Source organism: Candidatus Albibeggiatoa sp. nov. BB20 (genome assembly GCA_016744725.1).
Taxonomy (GTDB): domain Bacteria; phylum Pseudomonadota; class Gammaproteobacteria; order Beggiatoales; family Beggiatoaceae; genus Albibeggiatoa.
Window position 1 is genome coordinate 1 of sequence record JADGDW010000035.1, and the last position, 20,756, is coordinate 20,756.

Annotated in this window: 26 protein-coding genes, 1 pseudogene and 1 CRISPR repeat array (1 of these 28 running past the window's edge); of the genes and pseudogenes, 5 read left to right on the plus strand and 22 right to left on the minus strand. The window is 36.1% G+C overall.

Annotated features, from left to right (window positions below):
* Together ABXH34_RS05905 and ABXH34_RS05910 are read right to left on the minus strand one after the other, a co-directional pair.
* Positions 1-606, minus strand: a 606-nt coding sequence (locus ABXH34_RS05905; protein WP_353570942.1) for a FimV/HubP family polar landmark protein, incomplete at its 3' end; no start/stop codon positions are given.
* 115 nt (positions 607-721) lie between these two features.
* Positions 722-1,738, minus strand: coding sequence for a thioredoxin family protein (locus ABXH34_RS05910; protein WP_353570943.1), 1,017 nt, complete (start codon positions 1,736-1,738; stop codon positions 722-724).
* A 79-nt stretch (positions 1,739-1,817) separates the two neighbouring features.
* On the opposite strand from ABXH34_RS05910, the gene ABXH34_RS05915 reads away from it, so the two are divergent.
* The gene (locus tag ABXH34_RS05915) at positions 1,818-2,924 is read left to right on the plus strand and encodes a hypothetical protein (RefSeq protein ID WP_353570944.1); all 1,107 of its coding nucleotides are present in this window, start codon (positions 1,818-1,820) and stop codon (positions 2,922-2,924) included.
* A gap of 294 nt (positions 2,925-3,218) precedes the next feature.
* On the opposite strand, the gene ABXH34_RS05920 is transcribed toward ABXH34_RS05915, so the two are convergent.
* Positions 3,219-3,971 carry a TorD/DmsD family molecular chaperone gene (locus ABXH34_RS05920; protein WP_353570945.1) on the minus strand — a complete coding sequence of 251 codons (753 nt, stop codon included), beginning with the start codon at positions 3,969-3,971 and terminating at the stop codon, positions 3,219-3,221.
* Between the two features lie 544 nt (positions 3,972-4,515).
* On the opposite strand from ABXH34_RS05920, the gene ABXH34_RS05925 reads away from it, so the two are divergent.
* From ABXH34_RS05925 to infA, 3 genes and pseudogenes are all read left to right on the plus strand, one after another.
* Positions 4,516-4,764 carry a hypothetical protein gene (locus ABXH34_RS05925; protein WP_353570946.1) on the plus strand — a complete coding sequence of 83 codons (249 nt, stop codon included), beginning with the start codon at positions 4,516-4,518 and terminating at the stop codon, positions 4,762-4,764.
* Positions 4,765-5,035: 271 nt separating this feature from the next.
* A pseudogene (locus ABXH34_RS05930) lies at positions 5,036-5,416 on the plus strand (transposase); the annotation flags it as partial.
* 307 nt (positions 5,417-5,723) lie between these two features.
* A complete protein-coding gene (gene infA, locus ABXH34_RS05935; RefSeq protein WP_353311070.1) occupies positions 5,724-5,942 on the plus strand; it encodes a translation initiation factor IF-1 in 219 nt (72 codons plus the stop codon).
* Between the two features lie 3 nt (positions 5,943-5,945).
* Here infA and ABXH34_RS05940 read toward each other — a convergent pair whose 3' ends face one another.
* Positions 5,946-6,425 carry a low molecular weight protein-tyrosine-phosphatase gene (locus tag ABXH34_RS05940; RefSeq protein ID WP_353570947.1) on the minus strand — a complete coding sequence of 160 codons (480 nt, stop codon included), beginning with the start codon at positions 6,423-6,425 and terminating at the stop codon, positions 5,946-5,948.
* A gap of 510 nt (positions 6,426-6,935) precedes the next feature.
* Here ABXH34_RS05940 and ABXH34_RS05945 point away from each other — a divergent pair.
* Positions 6,936-12,287 (plus strand): trifunctional serine/threonine-protein kinase/ATP-binding protein/sensor histidine kinase, encoded by a 5,352-nt coding sequence (locus tag ABXH34_RS05945; RefSeq protein WP_353570948.1) that lies wholly within the window; start codon positions 6,936-6,938, stop codon positions 12,285-12,287.
* 277 nt (positions 12,288-12,564) lie between these two features.
* Here ABXH34_RS05945 and ABXH34_RS05950 read toward each other — a convergent pair whose 3' ends face one another.
* From ABXH34_RS05950 to ABXH34_RS06035, 18 genes are all read right to left on the minus strand, one after another.
* Positions 12,565-12,831, minus strand: coding sequence for a type II toxin-antitoxin system RelE family toxin (locus ABXH34_RS05950; protein ID WP_353570949.1), 267 nt, complete (start codon positions 12,829-12,831; stop codon positions 12,565-12,567).
* Positions 12,815-13,036, minus strand: coding sequence for a hypothetical protein (locus tag ABXH34_RS05955; protein ID WP_353570950.1), 222 nt, complete (start codon positions 13,034-13,036; stop codon positions 12,815-12,817). Before ABXH34_RS05955 ends, ABXH34_RS05950 begins: the two co-directional genes overlap by 17 nt.
* Before the next feature lie 255 nt (positions 13,037-13,291).
* Positions 13,292-13,759: a DUF29 domain-containing protein gene (locus tag ABXH34_RS05960; protein ID WP_353570951.1), complete on the minus strand. Its 468-nt coding sequence runs from the start codon at positions 13,757-13,759 to the stop codon at positions 13,292-13,294.
* Between the two features lie 247 nt (positions 13,760-14,006).
* A complete protein-coding gene (locus ABXH34_RS05965; protein WP_353570952.1) occupies positions 14,007-14,435 on the minus strand; it encodes a type II toxin-antitoxin system VapC family toxin in 429 nt (142 codons plus the stop codon).
* Positions 14,422-14,670: a hypothetical protein gene (locus tag ABXH34_RS05970; RefSeq protein ID WP_353570953.1), complete on the minus strand. Its 249-nt coding sequence runs from the start codon at positions 14,668-14,670 to the stop codon at positions 14,422-14,424. Before ABXH34_RS05970 ends, ABXH34_RS05965 begins: the two co-directional genes overlap by 14 nt.
* A 260-nt stretch (positions 14,671-14,930) precedes the next feature.
* Positions 14,931-15,200, minus strand: a complete 270-nt coding sequence (locus ABXH34_RS05975) for a type II toxin-antitoxin system RelE family toxin (RefSeq protein WP_353570954.1) — start codon at positions 15,198-15,200, stop codon at positions 14,931-14,933.
* Positions 15,200-15,397, minus strand: coding sequence for a RelB antitoxin-like protein (locus ABXH34_RS05980; RefSeq protein WP_353570955.1), 198 nt, complete (start codon positions 15,395-15,397; stop codon positions 15,200-15,202). Before ABXH34_RS05980 ends, ABXH34_RS05975 begins: the two co-directional genes overlap by 1 nt.
* 312 nt (positions 15,398-15,709) lie before the next feature.
* Positions 15,710-15,964, minus strand: coding sequence for a Txe/YoeB family addiction module toxin (locus ABXH34_RS05985; protein ID WP_353570956.1), 255 nt, complete (start codon positions 15,962-15,964; stop codon positions 15,710-15,712).
* Positions 15,961-16,212, minus strand: coding sequence for a type II toxin-antitoxin system Phd/YefM family antitoxin (locus ABXH34_RS05990; RefSeq protein WP_353570957.1), 252 nt, complete (start codon positions 16,210-16,212; stop codon positions 15,961-15,963). The genes ABXH34_RS05985 and ABXH34_RS05990 overlap by 4 nt, the downstream gene beginning before the upstream one ends.
* A 266-nt stretch (positions 16,213-16,478) precedes the next feature.
* On the minus strand, positions 16,479-16,946 hold the full coding sequence (locus ABXH34_RS05995; protein WP_353570958.1) for a DUF29 domain-containing protein: 468 nt from the start codon (positions 16,944-16,946) through the stop codon (positions 16,479-16,481).
* A 377-nt stretch (positions 16,947-17,323) separates the two neighbouring features.
* On the minus strand, positions 17,324-17,707 hold the full coding sequence (locus ABXH34_RS06000) for a type II toxin-antitoxin system VapC family toxin (RefSeq protein WP_353570959.1): 384 nt from the start codon (positions 17,705-17,707) through the stop codon (positions 17,324-17,326).
* An 8-nt stretch (positions 17,708-17,715) separates the two neighbouring features.
* Positions 17,716-17,922 (minus strand): hypothetical protein, encoded by a 207-nt coding sequence (locus ABXH34_RS06005; RefSeq protein ID WP_353570960.1) that lies wholly within the window; start codon positions 17,920-17,922, stop codon positions 17,716-17,718.
* Positions 17,923-18,164: 242 nt separating this feature from the next.
* A complete protein-coding gene (locus ABXH34_RS06010; protein WP_353570961.1) occupies positions 18,165-18,656 on the minus strand; it encodes a PIN domain-containing protein in 492 nt (163 codons plus the stop codon).
* Positions 18,650-18,880: a UPF0175 family protein gene (locus ABXH34_RS06015; RefSeq protein ID WP_353570962.1), complete on the minus strand. Its 231-nt coding sequence runs from the start codon at positions 18,878-18,880 to the stop codon at positions 18,650-18,652. The genes ABXH34_RS06010 and ABXH34_RS06015 overlap by 7 nt, the downstream gene beginning before the upstream one ends.
* Before the next feature lie 296 nt (positions 18,881-19,176).
* Entirely contained in the window at positions 19,177-19,626 is a 450-nt protein-coding gene (locus ABXH34_RS06020) for a type II toxin-antitoxin system VapC family toxin (RefSeq protein ID WP_353570963.1), read from the minus strand.
* A complete protein-coding gene (locus ABXH34_RS06025) occupies positions 19,623-19,871 on the minus strand; it encodes a hypothetical protein (RefSeq protein WP_353570964.1) in 249 nt (82 codons plus the stop codon). Before ABXH34_RS06025 ends, ABXH34_RS06020 begins: the two co-directional genes overlap by 4 nt.
* 256 nt (positions 19,872-20,127) lie before the next feature.
* Positions 20,128-20,337, minus strand: a complete 210-nt coding sequence (locus ABXH34_RS06030; RefSeq protein ID WP_353570965.1) for a hypothetical protein — start codon at positions 20,335-20,337, stop codon at positions 20,128-20,130.
* Positions 20,334-20,627, minus strand: a complete 294-nt coding sequence (locus ABXH34_RS06035; RefSeq protein ID WP_353570966.1) for a BrnT family toxin — start codon at positions 20,625-20,627, stop codon at positions 20,334-20,336. Before ABXH34_RS06035 ends, ABXH34_RS06030 begins: the two co-directional genes overlap by 4 nt.
* 65 nt (positions 20,628-20,692) lie before the next feature.
* Positions 20,693-20,756: a CRISPR direct-repeat array (repeat unit 35 nt) (it continues 1,739 nt past the right edge of the window).

Sequence of the window (20,756 nt, forward strand, 5' to 3'; positions counted from 1 at the left end):
GGATGTTGGAGTTTGATTGAGGTTAACTACTTTTGTTTCAGTCGATGCGATTGACGCAGTATTATCTTGAATGACAGAGGGTTCTATTGGCTGAGTAACTTCATGTTTTACTGCTATTTTGGGTTCTATAGCAGCATTCATTTTATTGGTGTTATTTGCTTGGGTTTGAATTTTTTTTAGGGTTGGAATCACATTTAGATTCTCTGGCTCAAGCTCATTATCCATGGTTTGAATGAGTTGTGCTTCTTCAATGGATTCACAGCGAATGGGGACACTCCGTCGGTTTTTCCAAGCTGAAAATTGCTCATTAATCAGCTTAGTTGCCTGTTGAGCTGATACGGTACGAATCAATGTAGATGAGGGTATGTGTAACATCGCCCCTATTTTTAAAGAATTGACATTGCAACTAACAGAAAATGCATTAGGGTTGGCTTTTAATAAAGCAAACATAATTTGATAACGACTCAAATCACGACTAGGGCTAACTTGTGCGGCAATATGCCACAATATGCCACCTGCTTTAACAGGTCCATAAGTATTTGCACAAACAGGATGAATGTTAAAAAACAACACTAGAAATGCAACTAGTCTGAGACTATTGCCCATACAGAACCTCATTGAATTTTTTATCTGAGAACGATTAGCTCTAGCATACATTACTTATATTGCAAAGTGTGGCACTTGGTCTCGAATTCCATACACATCCTACCAAATATATTTATCAATCAAAACAAGACTGTTGTAAATTTTGTTCTGCTTGCCATTGTTGATAGTTTGGATAAAGTTCGTAATCGGCACTTAAAACATATTGTAAAACACTATGCAAACGGTTTAATCCCGTAATCGAGTCTAATCGAATAATTTCTTGCCCAGCCTGAGTAAAAAACACAAGACTCGGTGTATAAAAGATATTCAAATTCTTTGCCCATTGTCGTGCCGTCATCCGCTGTCCATTAGGCGTTTGTAACGGCGTATCACTCCATATATCCAATTGTACCACTTCCATTTGAGCTAACTTATTCAAAATATTAGCTTGTTTGATATGATGGCCATGTAATACATCACAGGCATGACATAGACCTTGTTCAAATAAAACAAGCAGTGGCTGTTCGCTTTCTAAGTGAGTTCTTTTTAATAAATGGGGAGGTTTGGTAAACAAAGGATTTGGATTTAAACCTTCTAAGTCAAAACGTTCTGGAGGGTCTGCTTGTTCTAAATAAGTAGAGAAATTTTGTTGAGTGTAGTAGCCACCAATCACATAATCTAAAGCCGCACGAAATTTATAAGGCGGATAATATCCACGTAGGCGGAAAATCTCTTTGCCTTCAGTATTATAAAACAATAAAGTTGGCGTAAAGCGTGTATCCTCAAGTTCTGAATATTGGCGTTCTGTCGTTTCAGTGCCGTCAGGCATGACAACAGGTAATTGTCCCCAAATATTAATTGCAATCACATCAAAGTAATGCTTGGTATACTCAACAATATCTTGTTTTTGACCCCAATTTATTTTTAATAAATACTCACAATAGGGGCAATGTTGTTGACCAAAATAAACAATAACGCCTAATTTATCTTGCTGCTTTGCTTCTTGTATATCTTCACGTAAATCTAAAAAGCTGGCTTTAAACCATTCTGGATATTCCAAGTCTTCGCTAATAGGTGTATCATCAGCGAGCTGGTTTGCCCAGTCATCATCATGACCCGTCGCAGCAGCAGTGCTGTATCCAATCAAAGTCATACAAAGCAATATTATCCTATAAAGCATGTACTATACTCCTTGCCACAGCAAAATGGCTCAATAATACTTAAGGCTAATTATGGCGACACAACCTACACCACAACCTGTAGAGAATGACACCAACGAAGCGGTCTATGTTAAAGATGGCTTGATGACATGGGAAGTTTTCCAACAAGCTTTATTACTTATAAGTTTACCATTAATCAGTGCTTTATTAGCATTTTTGTTGGTTTTATTGGTAAAACCACAGTTAGCAGACCCCGCACGATTAGTTCCCCATTATCAGTATGCTTACCAGAAAAATGTTGGGCAATGCAAAAAGTTGTGGGATCAACAAAATTTAGAAGAATTCCAAAATTGCATTCATCAACTTGAGGTGAAAATTATTGAGTTTGCAGAGCATTATGAGGAAATTCAAAACTCAGAGCAAGCCAATTTAAAGAATTTAAATAGTAATGAGTTACCTAAAATTGATTTTTTAGATACTGAACTGTTTGCTGAATTGAAACAAAAGCTTGATACCGCTTTAGATAATGGCTCAATTCCTATATCAACCACCGTTATTGCATCTCAAGCAATTAATACCGATAAATCTACAGTTCCATTAAATAAGCAAAATGAAAGTACCATCACAGTAGGTCGTGAGAATGCAAATGCTGAATCAACCAATATATATATAATGACGGATGTTGATAAAATTTTAAAATGGTGTGCAGTTCTGAAAAGTCGAACAGTGGTAGGCCCATCACAGGTTGAAGCCCCTCAATGTTATCAACGTGTTTTACAACTTGAACCAAGTAATTATACTGCTCGTCGCTCTATTCGCAGTATTAAAGTGAAATATACACAATGGGCAATGCGAGCCCTAGTCAGCGCTGAAAATGGTAAAAGTTCTTTAGAACGGGCTTTAAGTCGAGCAAAAACCAATATAGATCGTGTTAAAATCATTGATCCAGATGATGCGGTATTGGCTGATTTGATACGACGTTATGAAGATTTGGAGGCACAATATAAGGCTCAAATGCTGGATGAATGTTACGATATTGTTGATTTAGCAGTAACAAGTGAAGATGTTAGTGATTCAGATAGAAATTTTATTAAACTCAATTGTCCACAAGTTGTGATCGATGAGGTAAACGCTCTGATGCGTAGCAATGCTGCTTCTATCTTTAATGAAGAAGAGTAAAAGAGTTGAGTCATTATGCAAGTGTTGCAACCCCATCTTTATTTTAATGAGGTCACATTATTGAGATTGCTATTCGGGAACTGGCTTTTGCTTGGTTTTGTTTGCTTCACTGCCACTCGTTTTAGTGGGAGGGACATCAATAGTGCTAGCTTGGCCAGTATCTGTCTGATTACAGTCAATCAATCCCATCATCACTACCTCTCAATTTAAACAAACACAATATAATTGTAGACTAGAATTAATAAAAATATCAAGTACATTAACTACAATTTTACGCTAACAATAGGCTGATGATTACCAGCTTGGTTCAACACCCGGCATAAATTTTAAAGGTATTTCTTGAGGTGGTGCTTTTTTGGGTTTTAAACGCTCCTCAATTTCATCTAGGGTTGGGCGCGGCTGTTCTAAAATAGACGCAATCACATCGCGTAATTCATCTAAATATTGCGTAGTTAACATCACTAAACCAGCATAAAATGGCGTTCCACAACGTTCGACAACCACAGCAGAAAAATCAGATATCCACCGCAAAATATGTTCATCCATAAACAACGCCGCATTAGGCAATGATTGTGGGTCATCTGTTAATTGGGTTAAGTGCGCTATAAATTCTAGCTGTAAAACTAAATGGTCATCCGCACGGACTCGCCAATTTTCAGCCGCTAACTCGTATTTTTGATACCAGTCGCGCATTTCAAACATAGATTCTTGATGGGTAATACTTTCCTCTGAAATCCAGACTGATTCATAAGGGGAAACACCTACACTGCTGTTGAGAAAAATAGCCGCAAAATCAGCTGCGAGTCCATTTAAAAATTCTTCATCTAATTTCTCAGGAAACGTAGTTATGGCTTTTTGCATTAACTCGCAAGCATAACCACTTTTTTCAGCTTGCAGTTTCAAACCTAAATTACCTGGGAAACCAAATGTTTGTAAATCACCTAAGGTTTTTGCGTCCAGTTCCTTGTCTAGCAGCAACGCAAAGGTTTTTAGATCATCAGATACGGCTTGGCGAAAGGTTTGTACAACATCTTGTTCAACTGTCATTGCTCCATCATCCCTGTGTTTTTTATGTGTATTTATAGTTTTTAGCATAACCCAATCAATTAGTAATTAACAGTCAACAATTAACAATTGTTATTTATTAAAATTATAAAATTGTTATTTTTGAATTCAAGTTATTGAATATGAACGTATTTTACAATTAGCCAGCTCAATTAGGCCGCAAAGATAGATTTAAGGGTAAAAGCTCGCAGAGTACATAAAATAGCTTACGTTCTGGCTTATGCAAAGCAGATATGAGCATCTGAAAGCGAGTAAAAATCCGTTACGAAAACCATCATGGATTTTTTGCCTAATTTTGATAGGGCAAGTATTCGCCTTGCTTGTCAATGGAGTGGCATTAACTTCAATTTTACTGTTAGGCTTTGCACCTATAGTTGTTTTATTTTAAAGTGATACAGGACTGGCAGTCCTCAATTTTAAAAACGATTGATATTTAAAGTATTTCAGGACTGCCAGTCCTCGCACTCAAGATAGAATTGACTATATCGCTTTCATTTTTACCTTCTCAACAGAATCTATTCCATTTATGGGTTTGATCCATTTACTTGTTTGGAGTGTCAGTATTTATTTTGGTTTGCAATATATTTCCACTGGGCTGGTTCAGTTGAACAGTAAGAAAGATCAACAATTTATCAATGTTTGGAGCGTTATTTTAATTTTAACCTTATTACAAATGACAACAACATTACGCCCTATTATTGGTGAATCAGATACTTTTTTACCTCAAGAAAAACGTTTTTTTGTAGAACATTGGCTAAATGAATTAAAAAAATAAGCACTTATTGGGCAATGCCTGTAGTCAAATCCGTCAGGAATGTTATAAAAATATCTGGCATTCATAACTGCCAGCCCCCAAAATATTATTGGTCTTAACATAGCAAAAGAAATTGACTATACCTGTCAGGAATGCTAACTATTAAATGACTGGCAGACCTGAAAGTTAGATGTTTTTCTCTAACCCCGACAAAACTTTACCTGATTACGAATGAACTACAGCGAAACAAGCTTGAGCTATAGTCAAGATAAAGAAATAAGGAGAAATTGTAATGAAAAACCAAGTGCAGTTTCAAAAAGGGTATAGCTTGCCAGAGTTGATAGCAGATTATGGAACAAAAGAGCAATGTGAAGAGGCCTTGTTCAATTGGAAATTTTTGGACGGTTACGTATGTCCAAAATGAGGAGCTGTAGAAAGTTGTAAACTAAAGAGTAGGAAAGTATACCAATGCAATAAATGTCACCATCAACACTTCTTAACAAGTCAGACAATATTTGCATCAACTAAATTGTCCCTAAGAACATGGTTTCTAGCAATGCATTAGATAAGCCAAGCGAAAACAGGTGTATCAGCCTTGGCGTTACATTGTCAGTTAGGTGTGTCATACAATACAGCATGGGCTATGAAGCAGAAAATAATGCATGTGATAAAAACCTGAGATGATGAAAAGAAGCTAAGAGCAATAGAATAAGGTGTTTTAAATATAAAACTGACCCAATATACTCATTTTTTTGGAAATATGAATGGTTATTCATACATAGTCATATCTAAAACAGCCTTTTCCCATTACTTTAGATACCCCTCCATTTTCCCATAAAATATATTAATTTAATTTTAGTTCTTTATTATCATGTATTTAAGCCTAAATCAAACTAATTATTTGAATTTAAAAGTTGAGTTATTTCAACGAAATAAGGCATAATATTGCGTTTTGCAAAATACGAGGAATCTACCCATACATGGCTAAAGAAGATAGCATTGAAATGGAAGGTGTTGTAACAGAAACCCTTCCAAATACGATGTTTCGTGTCAAACTTGATAATGGACACATTGTGACCGCGCACATTTCTGGCAGAATGCGTAAACACTATATCCGAATTTTGACTGGTGACAGAGTGACGGTTCAACTAACACCTTATGATTTGACCAAAGGGCGAATTACCTATCGTGCTCGTTAAGTGCTAGACATTTAAATGTTGCTGGCGAATGTCATCCAATAAGCCTTGACTAGCGGCTTCGATGAGGTCTAACACATGTTCAAACCCCTGACTGCCACCGTAATATGGGTCTGGTACTTCTTTGACATTCAAATCAGGCGCAAAATCTAGGAACATACTTAGCTTATGTTCCTGTCCTTTTGGACAGAGATATTTTAAAACCGTGTAATTATCCCTATCCATTGCTAAAAGATAATCAAATTTCTCAAAATCATTTTTAGCCACACGTCTTGCACGTATTTGGCTCATATCAATACCACGTTTTTGTGCCGCTTGTTGAGAACGTAAATCAGCAGGCTCTCCAACATGATAAGCATGAGTCCCAGCCGAATCAATACCAATTTTTTCTTCTAAATCAGCTCGTTGAACCAAATAGGTAAATACACCTTCTGCCGTTGGTGAACGACAAATATTTCCCATACAAACAAATAACACTTTAACCATTGTTGTTCCACCCTACGAATAATTGAGATTGTTATATAGTTAATTTTGGTTTATGTGTGAGGACTGGCAGTCGTGTTATTGTTTAAATATCAACCCGTTTTAAAATCTAGGACTGCCAGCCCTGTATCACTTTAAAGTAAAACGACTATAACAACACTAATCATAAATCCCAAGCTGCAAAATTGAATAAATCATCTCACAACCATATATTTCAGTGTAGCAAAATTACTCAACCTAACGCTATGTGTTACACACGATTTGATTCTAAAATAATACGCGAACAATCCACTATATTCATATTTAACAAGATGTTAAAAATAATCAAACGCGACTGTTTTTTAATCATTTACAATCTCAAATGGATAGAATCTCCAACAATACGCCAAAATTTCTGCTGAATCAGCACCAACGTACTGCCTAGATTTTCTTGCTTCATACTCACGTCATGATATTTAGGTAGAATTGTTGCTATCCTTAAGTCTTAACGACTGACAACACGGCCTATATGCGATGAATATGCTACCAGGTTATGAAATCCGCGACAAAATCCACGAGGGCAATAAATCACTTATTTATCGTGCTCAACGTATTGCCGATAACACCAAGGTAATTTTAAAAATCCTCACAGATGAACGCCCTTCTCCAGAACGGATTGCTCGCTTTCGGCAAGAATTTGAAATTAATAAAAAACTAGAAGATGTGCGCGGTATCGTACAAGCCTACAGCTTAGAACATTATCAACATCGCTGGTTTATGGTATTAGAAGACTTTGGCGGCCAATCACTAGATCAATTGGTCAAAAAACACAGTGTTGATTTAATCAGCTTTCTCAAAATGAGTATTGATATTAGCGATATTCTCGCCCATATTCATCAAAAACACATTATCCATCGAGACATTAATCCCTCAAATATTGTGATTCATCCTGAAACTGCTGAAGTCAAACTGATTGATTTTGGACTATCGTCAGTGTTACTACAGGATTCAGGAGATTTTAGTGCCCCGATGCTAGAAGGTACATTTGCTTACATGTCACCCGAGCAAACAGGGCGAATCAATCAAGCCATGGATTCCCGCACCGATTTTTACTCACTGGGTGTCACTCTGTATGAACTGATTACGCAACGTTTACCATTTGACAACACCGATCCAATTGCACTTATTCATGCACATATAGCCAAATATCCAACCCCGCCACAGCAAATTAAACCCACCATTCCCCGCACAATTTCCAATATCATCATGAAACTGATGCAAAAAAATATAGCTGAACGTTATCAAAGTGCATTTGGAATTCAAGCTGATTTAATCTCATGCCTAATGCAATTGGAAGCCAATGGCGATATTGAAAATATTACACTGGGTGAAAACGATATTTCGCCTATTTTCCAAATTTCACAAAAACTATATGATCGAGCATCCGAAATTGATATTTTACTCTCGACATTAGAACAAGTGCGCGAAGGTAAAAATCAAATACTGATGTTAACGGGCTATCCCGGCGTGGGTAAAACCGCTTTAGTCAAAACAGTGCATGATCCGTTAACTGATTCCCAAGGATATTTTGTGCGCTGTCATTTCGAACGTAATGATCGACACCAACAGCCATACCGCGCCATTCTGCAAGCGTTCCAAGATTTAGTTAAACAGCTATTAATTGAAAATGAAAACAAGCTGGAGGCATGGAATGAGCGATTTAGCAAAGCATTAGGGGTGAACGGACGCATCATGACTGAAGCGATTCCAGAACTAGAATTGATTATCGGTCGACAAGCTTGTGTGACCCGATTATCCACAGAAGGACATCAAGCGCGATTAAGTCTGACATTACAACGTTTTATTCTCACTTTTACTCAGCCAAAATACCCGTTAGTGATTTTTTTAGATAATTTACATTGGGCTGATGCAGCGAGCTTACATTTGCTAAACCCATTGATGACCATGGCCGAGCATTATTTATTCATCATCACCGCGTATCAAGATAATAATAATCAACGTATTCAACCCTTAATCCACACTTTTGCAGGACTTGAAGCCGCCAATGTCACAGTAAAAAAGATTGCATTATTACCGCTAACCTTATCTGCCATTACGCAACTGTTGACTGACACCTTATCTTGTGATGAACAACGAGCGCAAATGCTAGCTAGTTTAGTGTTAGAAAAAACCGGGGGAAATCCTTATTTTATCAACGAATTTTTGAAATCATTGCACGCGGCAAAACTAATTCAATTCGACTTAGAAAGTTTAACTTGGGATTGGAATCTGGACAAAATTCATGCTGAAGCCATGATGACCGAAAATGTGATTGATTTATTGGCCAGTAAAATTCAACGCCTGCCGAATGCCACACAACAATGTTTAAAATTGGCGGCCTGTATTGGCTATCAATTCAGTATTGAAACTTTAGAAAAGCTATCTGAACAAGCGGTTATCTCATTGTGGGACGCGGTGGCAGAAGGTTTGATTGTGCCTGTTGAACCCAAATCGGATTATGTGCCTTATCACAGTCTGCCCTCACAAGAAAGCACAGGTACATCAGATAGTTATCAGGTTTTAACTCAATATCGATTTACTCATGATCGTATTCAACAAGCGGCTTATTCATTGATTCCAATCGAGTATAAACAGCATATTCATAAGCAAGTTGGCGAATTATTATTACAAATCATCCCATCACAGAAAATAGAACAACATATTTTCGATATTGTTAATCAACTCAATATGGCGATGCCGTTGATTGTTAAACCTGAAATGCGTTTACAGCTTGCTCATTTAAATTTATTGGCTGGACGTAAAGCCCGAGTTGCAGCCGCTTATGGCCGAGGATTAAAGTATTTAAGTACGGGTATTTTACTGCTGGGTTCGCATAGTTGGCAAAAACACTATGAGCTGACTTTATCACTCACAATCGAGGCGGCGGAAACGGCGTTTTTATGCGGTGATATGGTGCAAATGAAAGGCTTAGCTGAAATTGTCTTGCAGCAAGCGCAAAATGTATTAGATAAAGTACCGATTTATGAATTAAAGATTCATGCAAACATTGCGACGCACAAGCCCGTAGAAGCGATAAATATGGCACGCCAAGTGTTGCAGCAGCTCAATATTCATTTTCCCAACACCCCAAGTCATTTTGGATTATTAAAAGCCCTGTGGCACAACCAATGGCTGATTGGGCGGCGTAAAAATATCCATTTAGCCCATTTACCAATTATGACTGACCCCAGCAAATTAGCCACATTACGGATTTTAAGTAGCATTGGTGCGCCTGCTTATCATGCTGTTCCTGAGCTGATTCCACTACTGACCTGTAAAGCCGTACATCTCTGTTTACGTTATGGTAATGCGCCTGCTTCTGCTTATGTGTATGCCAGTTATGGAGTGATGTTGTGCAGTTTAATTCAAGATATTCCCCGAGGTTATGAATTTGGTCAATTGGCCTTGGATTTGGTAGCCAGTGCGAATAATAAATCGTTGGAATTAAAAACCCGTTTTACGGTTCATACTCAAATTCGTCATTGGCACGAACCATTAGCTGATATTTTGCCTGCTTTAAAACAAGTGTATCAAGATACTTTAGAAACAGGTGATTTAAATCAAGCGGCTCTGATTGCATATCATTATCACATGGGCTTATTTCTCAGTGGTCAAGATTTAAAACAACTTAATATCGAAGTTAAAAATAATTTATCTGAAATTGGCAGTTTAAAACAAGTTGAATCTTTAGTTTATGCACGTATTTATGGTCAAAGCCTACAATATTTATTACAAGCAGATATGAAACAAATTGAAGATTTTCAAAAGGGTATTATGTTACAGGGTGATATTTATGATGAAACATTGATGTTAACACGACATTCTCATGAAAATGACCAAATGGCTCTGTTTAATCTGTATTTTCATAAAATGTTATTGTGTTACTGGTTTTATGCTTATCCTCAGGCTTTATCAAATGCCGAGAAAGCGCAACAATTTATTAATAGCGTGATTGGTTTGCCGCTTTACCCCAGTTTCCATTTTTATTTAGGCCTTATTTATTTGGCTTTATTGCCACAATCCGCTGGTAATGAAAAGGGATTATTTTTATACGAAATCAAACGTATTCAGAAAAAAATGAAATATTGGGCGAAACAATCACCAGAAAATTATGCGCATAAATATCAATTGATTCAGGCCGAAATCGCTGCCAAAGATAAATCCGTTGAGTTGGCAAAAGACTGTTATGAGCAAGCTGCTCAACTGGCTCAAAAACAAGGTTATTTGCAAGAAGAGGCTTTAATTTGTGAACAGGCAGCTCAATTCCTATTTCACATACACAAACCACGTTTAGCCCAAGTGTATTTGCATGATGCACACTATGCGTATACGCAATGGGGAGCTAAAGCCAAAGCATTGTTATTAGAGAAAAAATACAGTCAATTTCTCTTGGCCAGCCGACATAAATCCAAAGATAAAACCACGACCACATCCTCCCATTTTATTGACACCATAGAACATAGCCCTTCCGCGATTGATTTGGCCAGTGTCTTAAAATCAGTACAAACCATTGCCAGTGAAATTGTGTTAGAGCAGTTATTAAAAAAGCAGATGAAGATTGTGATTGAGAATGCAGGTGCGCAACGTGGCACATTAATTTTAGATAAAAATGGCAAATGGGTGATTGAAGCGGAAGGCGATAGTGGAATCTCGGTATTGCAATCAATTCCAATCAGGGATTTTAGTGCAGGATTGCCGATTACTTTGATTAATTATGTAATACGTTCTCAACAAGCAGTGGTTTTACATCATGCAGCACAGGAGGGTGATTTTACTTTTGATCCGCATTTTGTGCATCATAATGCTAAGTCGGTATTGTGTTTGCCATTGATTAATCAGGGTAAATTACACGGTATTCTGTATTTGGAAAATCATTTAGCGACTCATGTGTTTACTCCAGATCGTTTGGAAATTTTAAATATTTTTTCTTCACAAATGGCGATTTCTATCGAAAATGCGCGTTTATATGCAAATTTAGAAGATAAAGTGAAAGAGCGTACTTTAGAAATTGAAATGCAGAAGCAGGAATTGTCCAATACTTTGGAAAAATTACAGTCGGCGCAACAGCAATTGGTTGAGTCAGAGAAAATGGCTGCGTTGGGTAATTTGGTTGCAGGTATCGCACATGAAATTAATACTCCTGTTGGTATTGGTGTTACCGCCGCATCTAAATTAAAAAGTTTAACTGTTGATTTACAAAAGCTTTATCAAGCCGATAATATGAAGCGCAGTGATTTAGAAAAATATTTAGCATCTGGATTGCAAGGGGCTGAATTTGTTTTAAATAATCTCAGTCGTGCCAATGAATTGATTCAAAGTTTTAAACAAGTGGCTGTTGACCAATCGACAGAGCAAAAACGCACTTTTGAATTACGTGAGTATTTAGATGAGATTTTATTAAGTCTGCATCCAAAATTAAAGCGTACAAAACATCATATTAGTCTTCATTGTGAACAAAGAATTGTTTTATCTAGCTATCCTAGCGCATTTTATCAAATTATTAGTAATTTAATTATGAATTCTCTGATTCATGGCTTTGGAAATCATTCAGAAGGTCACATTTCATTAGATACTGAAATCATTGAGGAAGTGGATTTACGTCTGATTTATCAAGACAACGGGCAAGGTGTTGCTGAATCTAATTTGAAGAATATTTTCGAGCCTTTTTTCACAACCAATAGGCAGGGCGGTGGCACTGGATTAGGTTTGCATATTGTGTACAATTTAGTAACGCATAAGCTAGGCGGCCGGATTCAATGTGATAGCGAATTTGGAAAGGGCGTTGTATTTACAATCCAGGTGCCATTGACAACTGTTAGTAATTAAAATATATAAAAAATAGGGTTGTGGTGTCAATCGTAGTAACGGCTAATGACAGCGTTTTGAACAAGATGAAATGGATTTAAGGATATGCAGGATTAAAAATCTTGTCTATCCAGTCATCTGTTAAATCCTGTTCAGAAATCTACAGCCTAAACGGCTAAGGTCTGTGCGACCCTGACCATGTTGAATATGAACGACTGCATAATCAAAAGTCTCAACAGCTAACGAAAACTACTTTTTAAAGAACGATTCAATCACTCAAATCTTAGCCGAAACATCGTTATGGGAAATAGCGGTAAATATCTTTGCGATGTAGGCAACGGACAAAAATGAGCCTATTCTCATGTAGTGAAACTCCTAGTCTGTAATCGCCTGCTCTGATTCTATAAAATTGATTATAGCCACGCATTTTTTTAAGGTGATTGATTTGTTGTATGGATTCTGCTTGTTTACAGGTTTCGATGATGGTTTTAATTTTGTCTAACGTATTTTGATTATTAATATTTTGTAGGTCTTTTAGAAATCGTGATTCATATTTGACTTCCATTGTTTTGACCTTTTAATGCAGCGAAAATCTCGTCTTCTTCCACAAAGTCATTTTGCAAACCTTCTTCAATCGCATTGCTCAATCCGACTTCTTCCATTGCTTCTAGTAATAATTCTTTAAATAGTGATTTTTCGGTGTGCATGATTTCGATAAGAACTTCGGTTAAAAGTGCTTTGGTATTGGCATCGTTGATGGTGAGTTGCATGGGGATGTTCTCTTTGATGGGATGATTTTATTATCAGTAATAAAGTTGAAATCTGCAAGTATTCACTTTTTTCGGTGACCCGTTATAAAGTCTCAACAGCCTAAACGGCTAAGGTCTGTGCGACTGTAGTTATGGTGATTTTAACAACTTTGTGGTATTTAGTCTCAACAGCCTAAACGGCTAACGAAAACTATTTTTTAAAGAACGATCCAAAAAGCTAAATCCTAGTCCAACTATCGCTAAAAAACAATCTTATCATTCTTGTTGCGGATAAAAATTCTCATTTAATAACTGTTCGATTGAATAAGGGCAAACGTTTGGAAAAGTCTCAGGAGATAATTGTGTTTCTTTCGCTGCTAAATCAACAGCATCTGCAAAGGCTTCTTCAATGGCTACGGCAAAGTAGGATTTTAAACTCGGACTCATTTTTAATTGTCTTATAATTTGCTTCCGTTGTTCATTAATGGAACGTTTCCAGCTTTTACCATCGAATTCTTGCCATATTCCAGAAAGTTGTTTGAATTGAAATTGCCATTTTAGTAAATGCGCTATTAGAATAATGAGATGGCTGATGAGTTCATGTCTATCACGCTTCGCCATGCTTTCTAATTCCTCAATCAATAAGTCTGTATCAATTTCATCCCATTTTTTAGTACGTATCAGCTCTATGTTGTGATAAACCCAAGCATAAAAATCTTTTTCGTAAAGCTGTTGCGTTTGCATGATTCTGTCTCTGATTTGAATCGGTATTCTTATAGTTTAGCAAAATTCAGTAAACAATTATCAAGGTTGTATGCTTTTTGTTAATTGACCACAGCCTAAACGGCTAATGTCTGTGCGACTCAATCTGGTGAAGCATTCATTTCGACTATTGACAAGTCTCAACAGCCTAAACGGCTAAATTTAATTACCTTGTTAAAGAACGATCCAAAAAGCTAAATCCTAGCCTAACTATCGCAAAAAAACAATATTAGTCTAATAGTATATTTTCAAAGGGATAATGATTTTTCCAGCGATAAGCTCCAAAGTCACGTAAATCAGTAGATAGAATTTGACCATGTCCCAAATATTCCGCCAAAATGACTAGTGATGCGTCAGCAAAGTCCATTGGTAAATCTGCATATTTATCCATTAGCACCCTCAGTCTAGGGATGTGAGCAGGCTGTATATTGAATACTTGAAATAGCTCATTTTGATAATGGGCTAGAAATTGTTGTTGGGCTTGGTGGTTAACACGTTGATACAGTAAATAGCTGGTTTCGTTAACTACTGCACAGGTTGTTATAAATTGTAGGTTATTTGTATGAGTTAAGTGCTCAAGTTTTTGCTTTGCTTGTTTGTGAAAACAGTCTTTTTTATTCGCCAATGCTAACCAAAACCCCGTATCAGTTATCAGCATATTTCTCATCCATTATTTTGCTTAATTCATCCTTATAATGAGTGGATAACATTGGGTCAGCTTCTCCACAACCTATAAAGCCAGACTCTAAGATTGCTTTGGCAGGGTTTTGTTCAATTGATTGCTTCGCTCTAAATGCTAATTTTTGTTGAATCAATTGCTCAAGTTCTTCTAGTTTTTCAAAGGGCAGTTGTTCGACTAGGTGTTTTAGGTTAATTGGTTCTAGTGTGTGCATAAGATTTTTATAAAAATAAAGGATATAAATCAAAGTATCCTAAAAAAACCTTGATTTTGCAAACGCTTTCCAGTTACCCAGTTTTTTTAATTAACTGAAAAGGACAGCCTAAACGGCTAATGCCTGTGCGACCAATATTTACCCTTCATTTAATGAAGCAGATATTAAGTCTCAACAGCCTAAACGGCTAAAGAAAACTATCTTATTAAAGAATGATTCAATAAGTCAAATCCTAGCCCAACTATCGCCAGAAAGCAATTTTATGGGAAATAGCGGTAAATATCTCGGCGGTGCATGACTATTTGGACAGTGATTGATTCATCTGATTCTTGTTTAATGCCAACGCGATATGATCCAAACCGAATTTTATAATATCCATCATAACCTTGCATTTTTTCAATTTTTCCTATCTCTGCAAGCGATGTATGCGTAGGTAGTGTTTCAAATACAAATTGTTCTATTGTTGGGCGGATTTCTGCGGGTAATTTTGCCAGTTGTTTTAAGAATTTCTTGCGATAACTGACTTGCATTAGTTTTTCTCTAATGTGGCATAGTAGGTTTTCGCTGCATCCATATCCAATATTTCATCATCTTCATATTCTTGGATTAAATGATATAAAGCATAATTTTCAAGCACTTGCTCAATTTTGTTAAAGGTTTTAATGTCTAATTGAACAGCAATTTTATCGTTTAAGTTATTCACAATGTAGTGAGGTGTGATTTCCATAAATACATACCCTAAGGTGTTTGTTTCAGTATGAGTTTAGCTGAATAGTGAAAGGTTTTTTTACTGATAACTGAAAAAAAGGACAGCCTAAACGGCTAAGGTCTGTGCGACTTATGCTTAAGTCTTTGTTGCATAGCCTAAACAAAAGGTCTCAACAGCCTAAGCGGCTAAGGTCTCTGTGCGACTTAATTGGATGGATTATTGGCATGGAAGATGAGGAAAGTCTCAACAGCTAACGAAAACTATTTTTTAAAAACGATTCAATTACTTAAATCCTAGCCCAATCATCACAAAAAACAAGTTCCTGTGCTTTTAATAATGGTAACGACAGCCAATAATTTTGATTTGGTCATCAACAATTTCATAAATTAGACGATGTTCATTACTGATACGTCTTGACCAACAGCCTGATAATTGATGTTTCAAAGGCTCAGGCTTACCTATTCCAATATAAGGTTCTCTTTGTATAGATTTAATCAGCTCATTAATTTTCTTAAGTATTTTTTTATCTGTTTGTTGCCAATAAATATATTCCTCCCACGCATCCTCAGTAAAAAATATTTTCATTCTTCTAATAACTCTTTTTCTTGAATATTTCCAGTACGAGCTTGTTTTAGAGAATGAAGCAATTTATTGGCATTATTAGGATTTGAGAGTAAATAAAATGTTTCCATTAAAGCATCGTATTCTTGCTGGGAAAGCAATACGGCAGGCTGGGTTTCACGTTCAATGAGACAAGGTGTATTGGTTTTATAAACTTGTTCACATAGTTCATTTAAATTTTGTTGGGCTTGAGCAAGAGAAACGACTTGCATAGTATTGTTTCCTGTTTGTTTTCACTAAAATAAGTTTAGCAGATAAACCATAATCAGCTATCAATCTTTTTTTATAATTGCTCAACAGCCTAAACGGCTAAGGTCTGTGCGACTTTTCAATTATCAGTGAACAATTATCAAGGTTGAGTGCTTTTTTGTTAATTGGTCATTGTTAATTGATTTACAGCCTAAACAGCTAACGAAAACTCATTTTTTAAAGAACGATTTAATAATTCTAGTCCAACTATCGCTAAAAAACAATCTTCTTATTCTTGTTGCGGATAAAAATTCTCATTTAATAACTGTTCGATTGAATAAGGGCATACTTTTGGAAATGTTTTAGCTGGTAGGTTCGTTTCTTTTACTGCAATATTAACTGCATGAGAGTAAGCTTTTTGTACAGCATCATCAAAGTAGGTATTTAAACTTGGACTCATTTGTAATTGACGCTCAAGTTGATTGCGTTGTTCAATAATCGAGTTTTGCCAACTATCTCCTTTAAATTCTTGCCACATTTCAGAAAGTTGTTTGAATTGAAATTGCCATTTTAATAAATGCGCTATTAAAATAATGAGATGGCTGATGAGTTCATGTCTATCACGTTTCGCCATGCTTTCTAATTCCTCAATCAACAAGTCTGTATCAATTTCATCCCATTTTTTAGTACGTACCAGCTCTATGTTGTGATAAACCCAAGCATAAAAATCTTTTTCGTAAAGCTGTTGCGTTTGCATGATTCTGTCTCTGATTTAAAGCGATATTTTTATAGTTTAGCAAAATTCGATTATCAAAGTTGAGTGCTTTTTTTGTTAATTGACCATAGCCTAAACGGCTAGCGTCTGTGCGACTTTGTTATAGACACAAGTGAGGAAACTCTCGTGAAAGTCTCAACAGCCTAAACGGCTAGCGTTTGTGCGACAACGATGCTTATTTGGTCAAAGCTCTATACAGAAAATCTCAACAGCCTAAACGGCTAAGGTCTGTGCGACCGGTTGATGATGCTGGCTCTGATAAGCCTCAAAACGTCTCAACAGCCTAAACGGCTAACGAAAACTCATTTTTTAAGGAACGATTTAATCACTCAAATTCTAGTTTATCCACTACCTTGCTTTCAACTCCAATCTTCCAAACAAATTCCCTGTAACCTATCAAAATGTTTGATATTATTTGTCACCATGACCAAGTCATGAGCAATCGCTGTTGCACCAATGAGTAAATCAAAGTCATCAACAGGTGTACCTGCCTTGCGTAACCGGGCTTTTTCTTTAGCATAAACATCTAATGCTTCAGATATGGGTATTATTTCAAAATAGTTCTGAAAATTTTGGACAGCAATGTGATTTTTACTGATATGTTGGCTATTTTCTGCTCCAAATAAAAGTTCTGCCAGTGTGATTTCTGAGATACAACAAGCATCAAAACCCACCTGTTTTACTTTATCGACAATACGAGAATGATTTTTAATGTAGAAAATACAGATATTTGTGTCTAGCAAATAAGTTCTCAAAATGACTCCCGCTCACGATTAAATAAACGACTATCACGTATTTCTGTTGCGAGTGTTTCAGCATCTTGTTCTGATTCAAAATGAATTGGAGGCTGTAGTTTTGATTTTTTTTGAGATAGTAATTTATCTAAAAACTGTTCAACTTCAGTTAATAGTTCAGGCGGTAAGCGATTTATTTTCTGTTGAATGCTAAGTGCGCTCATTAATTATTTCCTATTTTTCCCAAAGATAATAGAAGTTTATAGCAATGATAGGGGGTGTTCAAGAAAGGAACTCAACAGCCTAAAAGGCTAACGTCTGTGCGACGGGGACTTAACCAACCCTGTCGATTTAACGGTTGAAGTCTCAACAGCCTAAACGGCTAACGCAAACTATCTTGTTAAAGAACGATTCAATAATCCTAGTTCATCTATCGCTAAAAAACAAGCTTTGTGGTTAGCATTTTTTACACAGTTTCAAGGAGTTTTCGATACAAATTCTGTCCAATTCTACCTGTTTGTTTTAACCTTAACCATGCCGCTTTTGCTTGTAAAATATTGATGTGTTTTTGACGATAAGCTTGCATAATTTGTCCTGCAATGCCTGAAAATGGAATATCCAAATATTTAGCGACTTGTCTGCCTGCATATTCTTCAATTAACAAAACGCTCTCATATTCTAACGCTAAAGCAATTGCTTGAATTTCACCAGCGTGTAATGTGTATGCTTTTGGGTAGGTAAATGTTTTATTGGGTTCAACAACATGTAAAAAGTCATGAATTTGATATTTTTCAGAATAATCAACAGGGGTTAAATTTGTTCCTGACATCAATTCTTGTAAAACAGCAGGTGGGACAATGAGTTGTTTATACATTTTTTGCATGAACTCATAGCCATTTTCTAGTTTTTCTAAGGAAATTAAAGGGCCTGTATCACTTGCCACAACGCTGGTTAGCATTGGTATTCTACTGCTATCGTTTCATCATTATCTGAAATCGCTGAAAATCCATATTTTATTAATAAATCAGCAAATTCACGCCGTGTTAAATTTAGCATATCACAGATTTCTTTTTCTGATATTTGTTGAAGGTGATATAGAGAAAATAATAAAACTTGTTTGTAATACAGAGGTTGATGCTGCAAAAGCAAGGGGGTGTCAGGTAAATCAATAGAGAGTTGCATTTTGTTTTATCCTTAAATTGTAAAGAATACAATCGAGTTTAGCAGATAAACAGAAAATAAAAACAGCCTAAACGGCTAACGTCTGTGCGACATTTTATGCACAGAGTCACTCTGCAGGCCACTCACAGTCTCAACAGCCTAAACGGCTAAGGTCTATGCGACTCACAATCTCACGTCAAGAAATTTGGCTTGATGGGTCTCAACAGCCTAAACGGCTAAATTCAATTATCTTGTTAAAGAACGATTCAATCACTCAAATCCTAGTCCAACTATTGTAAGAACACAACTATTTTATCTTAATCATTGCTCCAATTTTCTAAATACAAATCTACATGCAAACCTTGTAATTCAATAAAGCCTTTGTCTGCACTGACTAACGTACAGCCCGTTGTAATAGCGGTGGTGGCTAACATCAAATCAATATTGTGTTTTTTCATGTGTTTTGAATTTAATGCTCGATTGTCTTGTAGCTGCTTTTTTAATTGACCAAATAACGCGGCACTTTGTGGCAATAAAGGTAAAAGTTCAAAATCCTGGGACATTCTGTCTAATTGGTTGTGTATTTGCGTTTTTTTATTTTCTGGCGCATTCGCAAGACCGTAACCTATTTCATACAAAGAAAGCACAGATATGTAGAGTTCATCAGTATTTTTTAGCAAGGTAAAGTGCTGCAAAATGGCTTCGTGATGTGTAGCAGCACAATTATAAAAATCTGAAACGGTATTGGTATCCAGTAAATATTTCATGAGGCATCGTGTTCAAAACTAAAGTTTTCTCGAAATTCTTGCATATCTTTTTTTAACTTTTCTGTGTAATCGCCTAGATCAATAGGGTTTTCTTTGATGCTTTGAGCAAGTTGTGTCCATTTAGATTGTTCTGGTTTGACATGGTGTAGGGCGTTTTGAATCGCTTGACGTGCAAATTGTTCGGGGTCAGGTTGTTCTAATAATTGACGAACAGTGTCGTTAGATAGGCTAAGAAGAAATTGCATTATGGTTGATACCTGTTTTTTTATCATGATGAATATTATCAGTAAAAAAATGACTAAGTTCAATATGCTTAATTAACAGCCTAAACGGCTAAGGTCTGTGCGACCATCTAGATGACAGCTTTTCAGCCATGTTTGCAAAGTCTCAACAGCCTAAACGGCTAAGGTCTGTCTTCTAGTAGATAGAGAATAGAAATTAGAAGATAGAAAAAATCCTGTTTATCCAGTCATCATGTTTAAAAAACTAGCAAAATCAAGGTTAATAAGCTAATTTTTTAGAAATTTCAATATCTTTTTTAAGTAAATCATTGACAATTTCGTTAAGAGACAGTTGATTATTTTTATCTTGAAGAATATTTAAAAAAAATGCCTTAACTTCAGGGTCTAAATAAATAGGAATATCCAGTTCTTCAAGTGGTCTGTAAAATTTACCTTGTTCTGCATTAGTAAAATCATATTCAGCTTTCATTTAAAACACCTCTTTTGATACATTTGAATTTCTTTTTTGGTTGCCTTTCTCGCACTAATGATACGAACAATCTCTAATCCATTTGCATCTTTCATTGTGTGAACGACAATGAGTATGACTTCGTTTGAGGCTTTACCTAGCAATGCCCATCTGTCTTCATCATGGGAGTGTTCATCATCATATTGGCTTAAAGCGTAAGGGTCTGAAAATATAGAAGAAGCTTGAGAAAATGAAACGCCATGCTTTTTTATATTGATTTGTTCTTTACGCCTGTTCCATTCAAATTTCATTTTGTAAGCTTATATGAAAAAATTCAGTTTTCAACTCTTTTAACAAATAAAAATTAACTAATAACTGACAAACAGCCTAAACGGCTAACGTCTGTGCGACATTTTGGCTGATATAGCTGACAATGTGTC

What these genes read in the sequence shown, in the direction of transcription:
- ABXH34_RS05910 (WP_353570943.1), bottom strand. Translation starts at nt 1,738, where the DNA reads ATGACTTTGATTGGATACAGCACTGCTGCTGCGACGGGTCATGATGAT.
- ABXH34_RS05915 (WP_353570944.1), top strand. Translation starts at nt 1,818, where the DNA reads ATGGCGACACAACCTACACCACAACCTGTAGAGAATGACACCAACGAA.
- ABXH34_RS05920 (WP_353570945.1), bottom strand. Translation starts at nt 3,971, where the DNA reads ATGACAGTTGAACAAGATGTTGTACAAACCTTTCGCCAAGCCGTATCT.
- ABXH34_RS05925 (WP_353570946.1), top strand. Translation starts at nt 4,516, where the DNA reads ATGGGTTTGATCCATTTACTTGTTTGGAGTGTCAGTATTTATTTTGGT.
- infA (WP_353311070.1), top strand. Translation starts at nt 5,724, where the DNA reads ATGGCTAAAGAAGATAGCATTGAAATGGAAGGTGTTGTAACAGAAACC.
- ABXH34_RS05940 (WP_353570947.1), bottom strand. Translation starts at nt 6,425, where the DNA reads ATGGTTAAAGTGTTATTTGTTTGTATGGGAAATATTTGTCGTTCACCA.
- ABXH34_RS05945 (WP_353570948.1), top strand. Translation starts at nt 6,936, where the DNA reads ATGAATATGCTACCAGGTTATGAAATCCGCGACAAAATCCACGAGGGC.
- ABXH34_RS05950 (WP_353570949.1), bottom strand. Translation starts at nt 12,831, where the DNA reads ATGGAAGTCAAATATGAATCACGATTTCTAAAAGACCTACAAAATATT.
- ABXH34_RS05955 (WP_353570950.1), bottom strand. Translation starts at nt 13,036, where the DNA reads ATGCAACTCACCATCAACGATGCCAATACCAAAGCACTTTTAACCGAA.
- ABXH34_RS05960 (WP_353570951.1), bottom strand. Translation starts at nt 13,759, where the DNA reads ATGCAAACGCAACAGCTTTACGAAAAAGATTTTTATGCTTGGGTTTAT.
- ABXH34_RS05965 (WP_353570952.1), bottom strand. Translation starts at nt 14,435, where the DNA reads ATGCTGATAACTGATACGGGGTTTTGGTTAGCATTGGCGAATAAAAAA.
- ABXH34_RS05970 (WP_353570953.1), bottom strand. Translation starts at nt 14,670, where the DNA reads ATGCACACACTAGAACCAATTAACCTAAAACACCTAGTCGAACAACTG.
- ABXH34_RS05975 (WP_353570954.1), bottom strand. Translation starts at nt 15,200, where the DNA reads ATGCAAGTCAGTTATCGCAAGAAATTCTTAAAACAACTGGCAAAATTA.
- ABXH34_RS05980 (WP_353570955.1), bottom strand. Translation starts at nt 15,397, where the DNA reads ATGGAAATCACACCTCACTACATTGTGAATAACTTAAACGATAAAATT.
- ABXH34_RS05985 (WP_353570956.1), bottom strand. Translation starts at nt 15,964, where the DNA reads ATGAAAATATTTTTTACTGAGGATGCGTGGGAGGAATATATTTATTGG.
- ABXH34_RS05990 (WP_353570957.1), bottom strand. Translation starts at nt 16,212, where the DNA reads ATGCAAGTCGTTTCTCTTGCTCAAGCCCAACAAAATTTAAATGAACTA.
- ABXH34_RS05995 (WP_353570958.1), bottom strand. Translation starts at nt 16,946, where the DNA reads ATGCAAACGCAACAGCTTTACGAAAAAGATTTTTATGCTTGGGTTTAT.
- ABXH34_RS06005 (WP_353570960.1), bottom strand. Translation starts at nt 17,922, where the DNA reads ATGAGCGCACTTAGCATTCAACAGAAAATAAATCGCTTACCGCCTGAA.
- ABXH34_RS06010 (WP_353570961.1), bottom strand. Translation starts at nt 18,656, where the DNA reads ATGCTAACCAGCGTTGTGGCAAGTGATACAGGCCCTTTAATTTCCTTA.
- ABXH34_RS06015 (WP_353570962.1), bottom strand. Translation starts at nt 18,880, where the DNA reads ATGCAACTCTCTATTGATTTACCTGACACCCCCTTGCTTTTGCAGCAT.
- ABXH34_RS06020 (WP_353570963.1), bottom strand. Translation starts at nt 19,626, where the DNA reads ATGAAATATTTACTGGATACCAATACCGTTTCAGATTTTTATAATTGT.
- ABXH34_RS06025 (WP_353570964.1), bottom strand. Translation starts at nt 19,871, where the DNA reads ATGCAATTTCTTCTTAGCCTATCTAACGACACTGTTCGTCAATTATTA.
- ABXH34_RS06030 (WP_353570965.1), bottom strand. Translation starts at nt 20,337, where the DNA reads ATGAAAGCTGAATATGATTTTACTAATGCAGAACAAGGTAAATTTTAC.
- ABXH34_RS06035 (WP_353570966.1), bottom strand. Translation starts at nt 20,627, where the DNA reads ATGAAATTTGAATGGAACAGGCGTAAAGAACAAATCAATATAAAAAAG.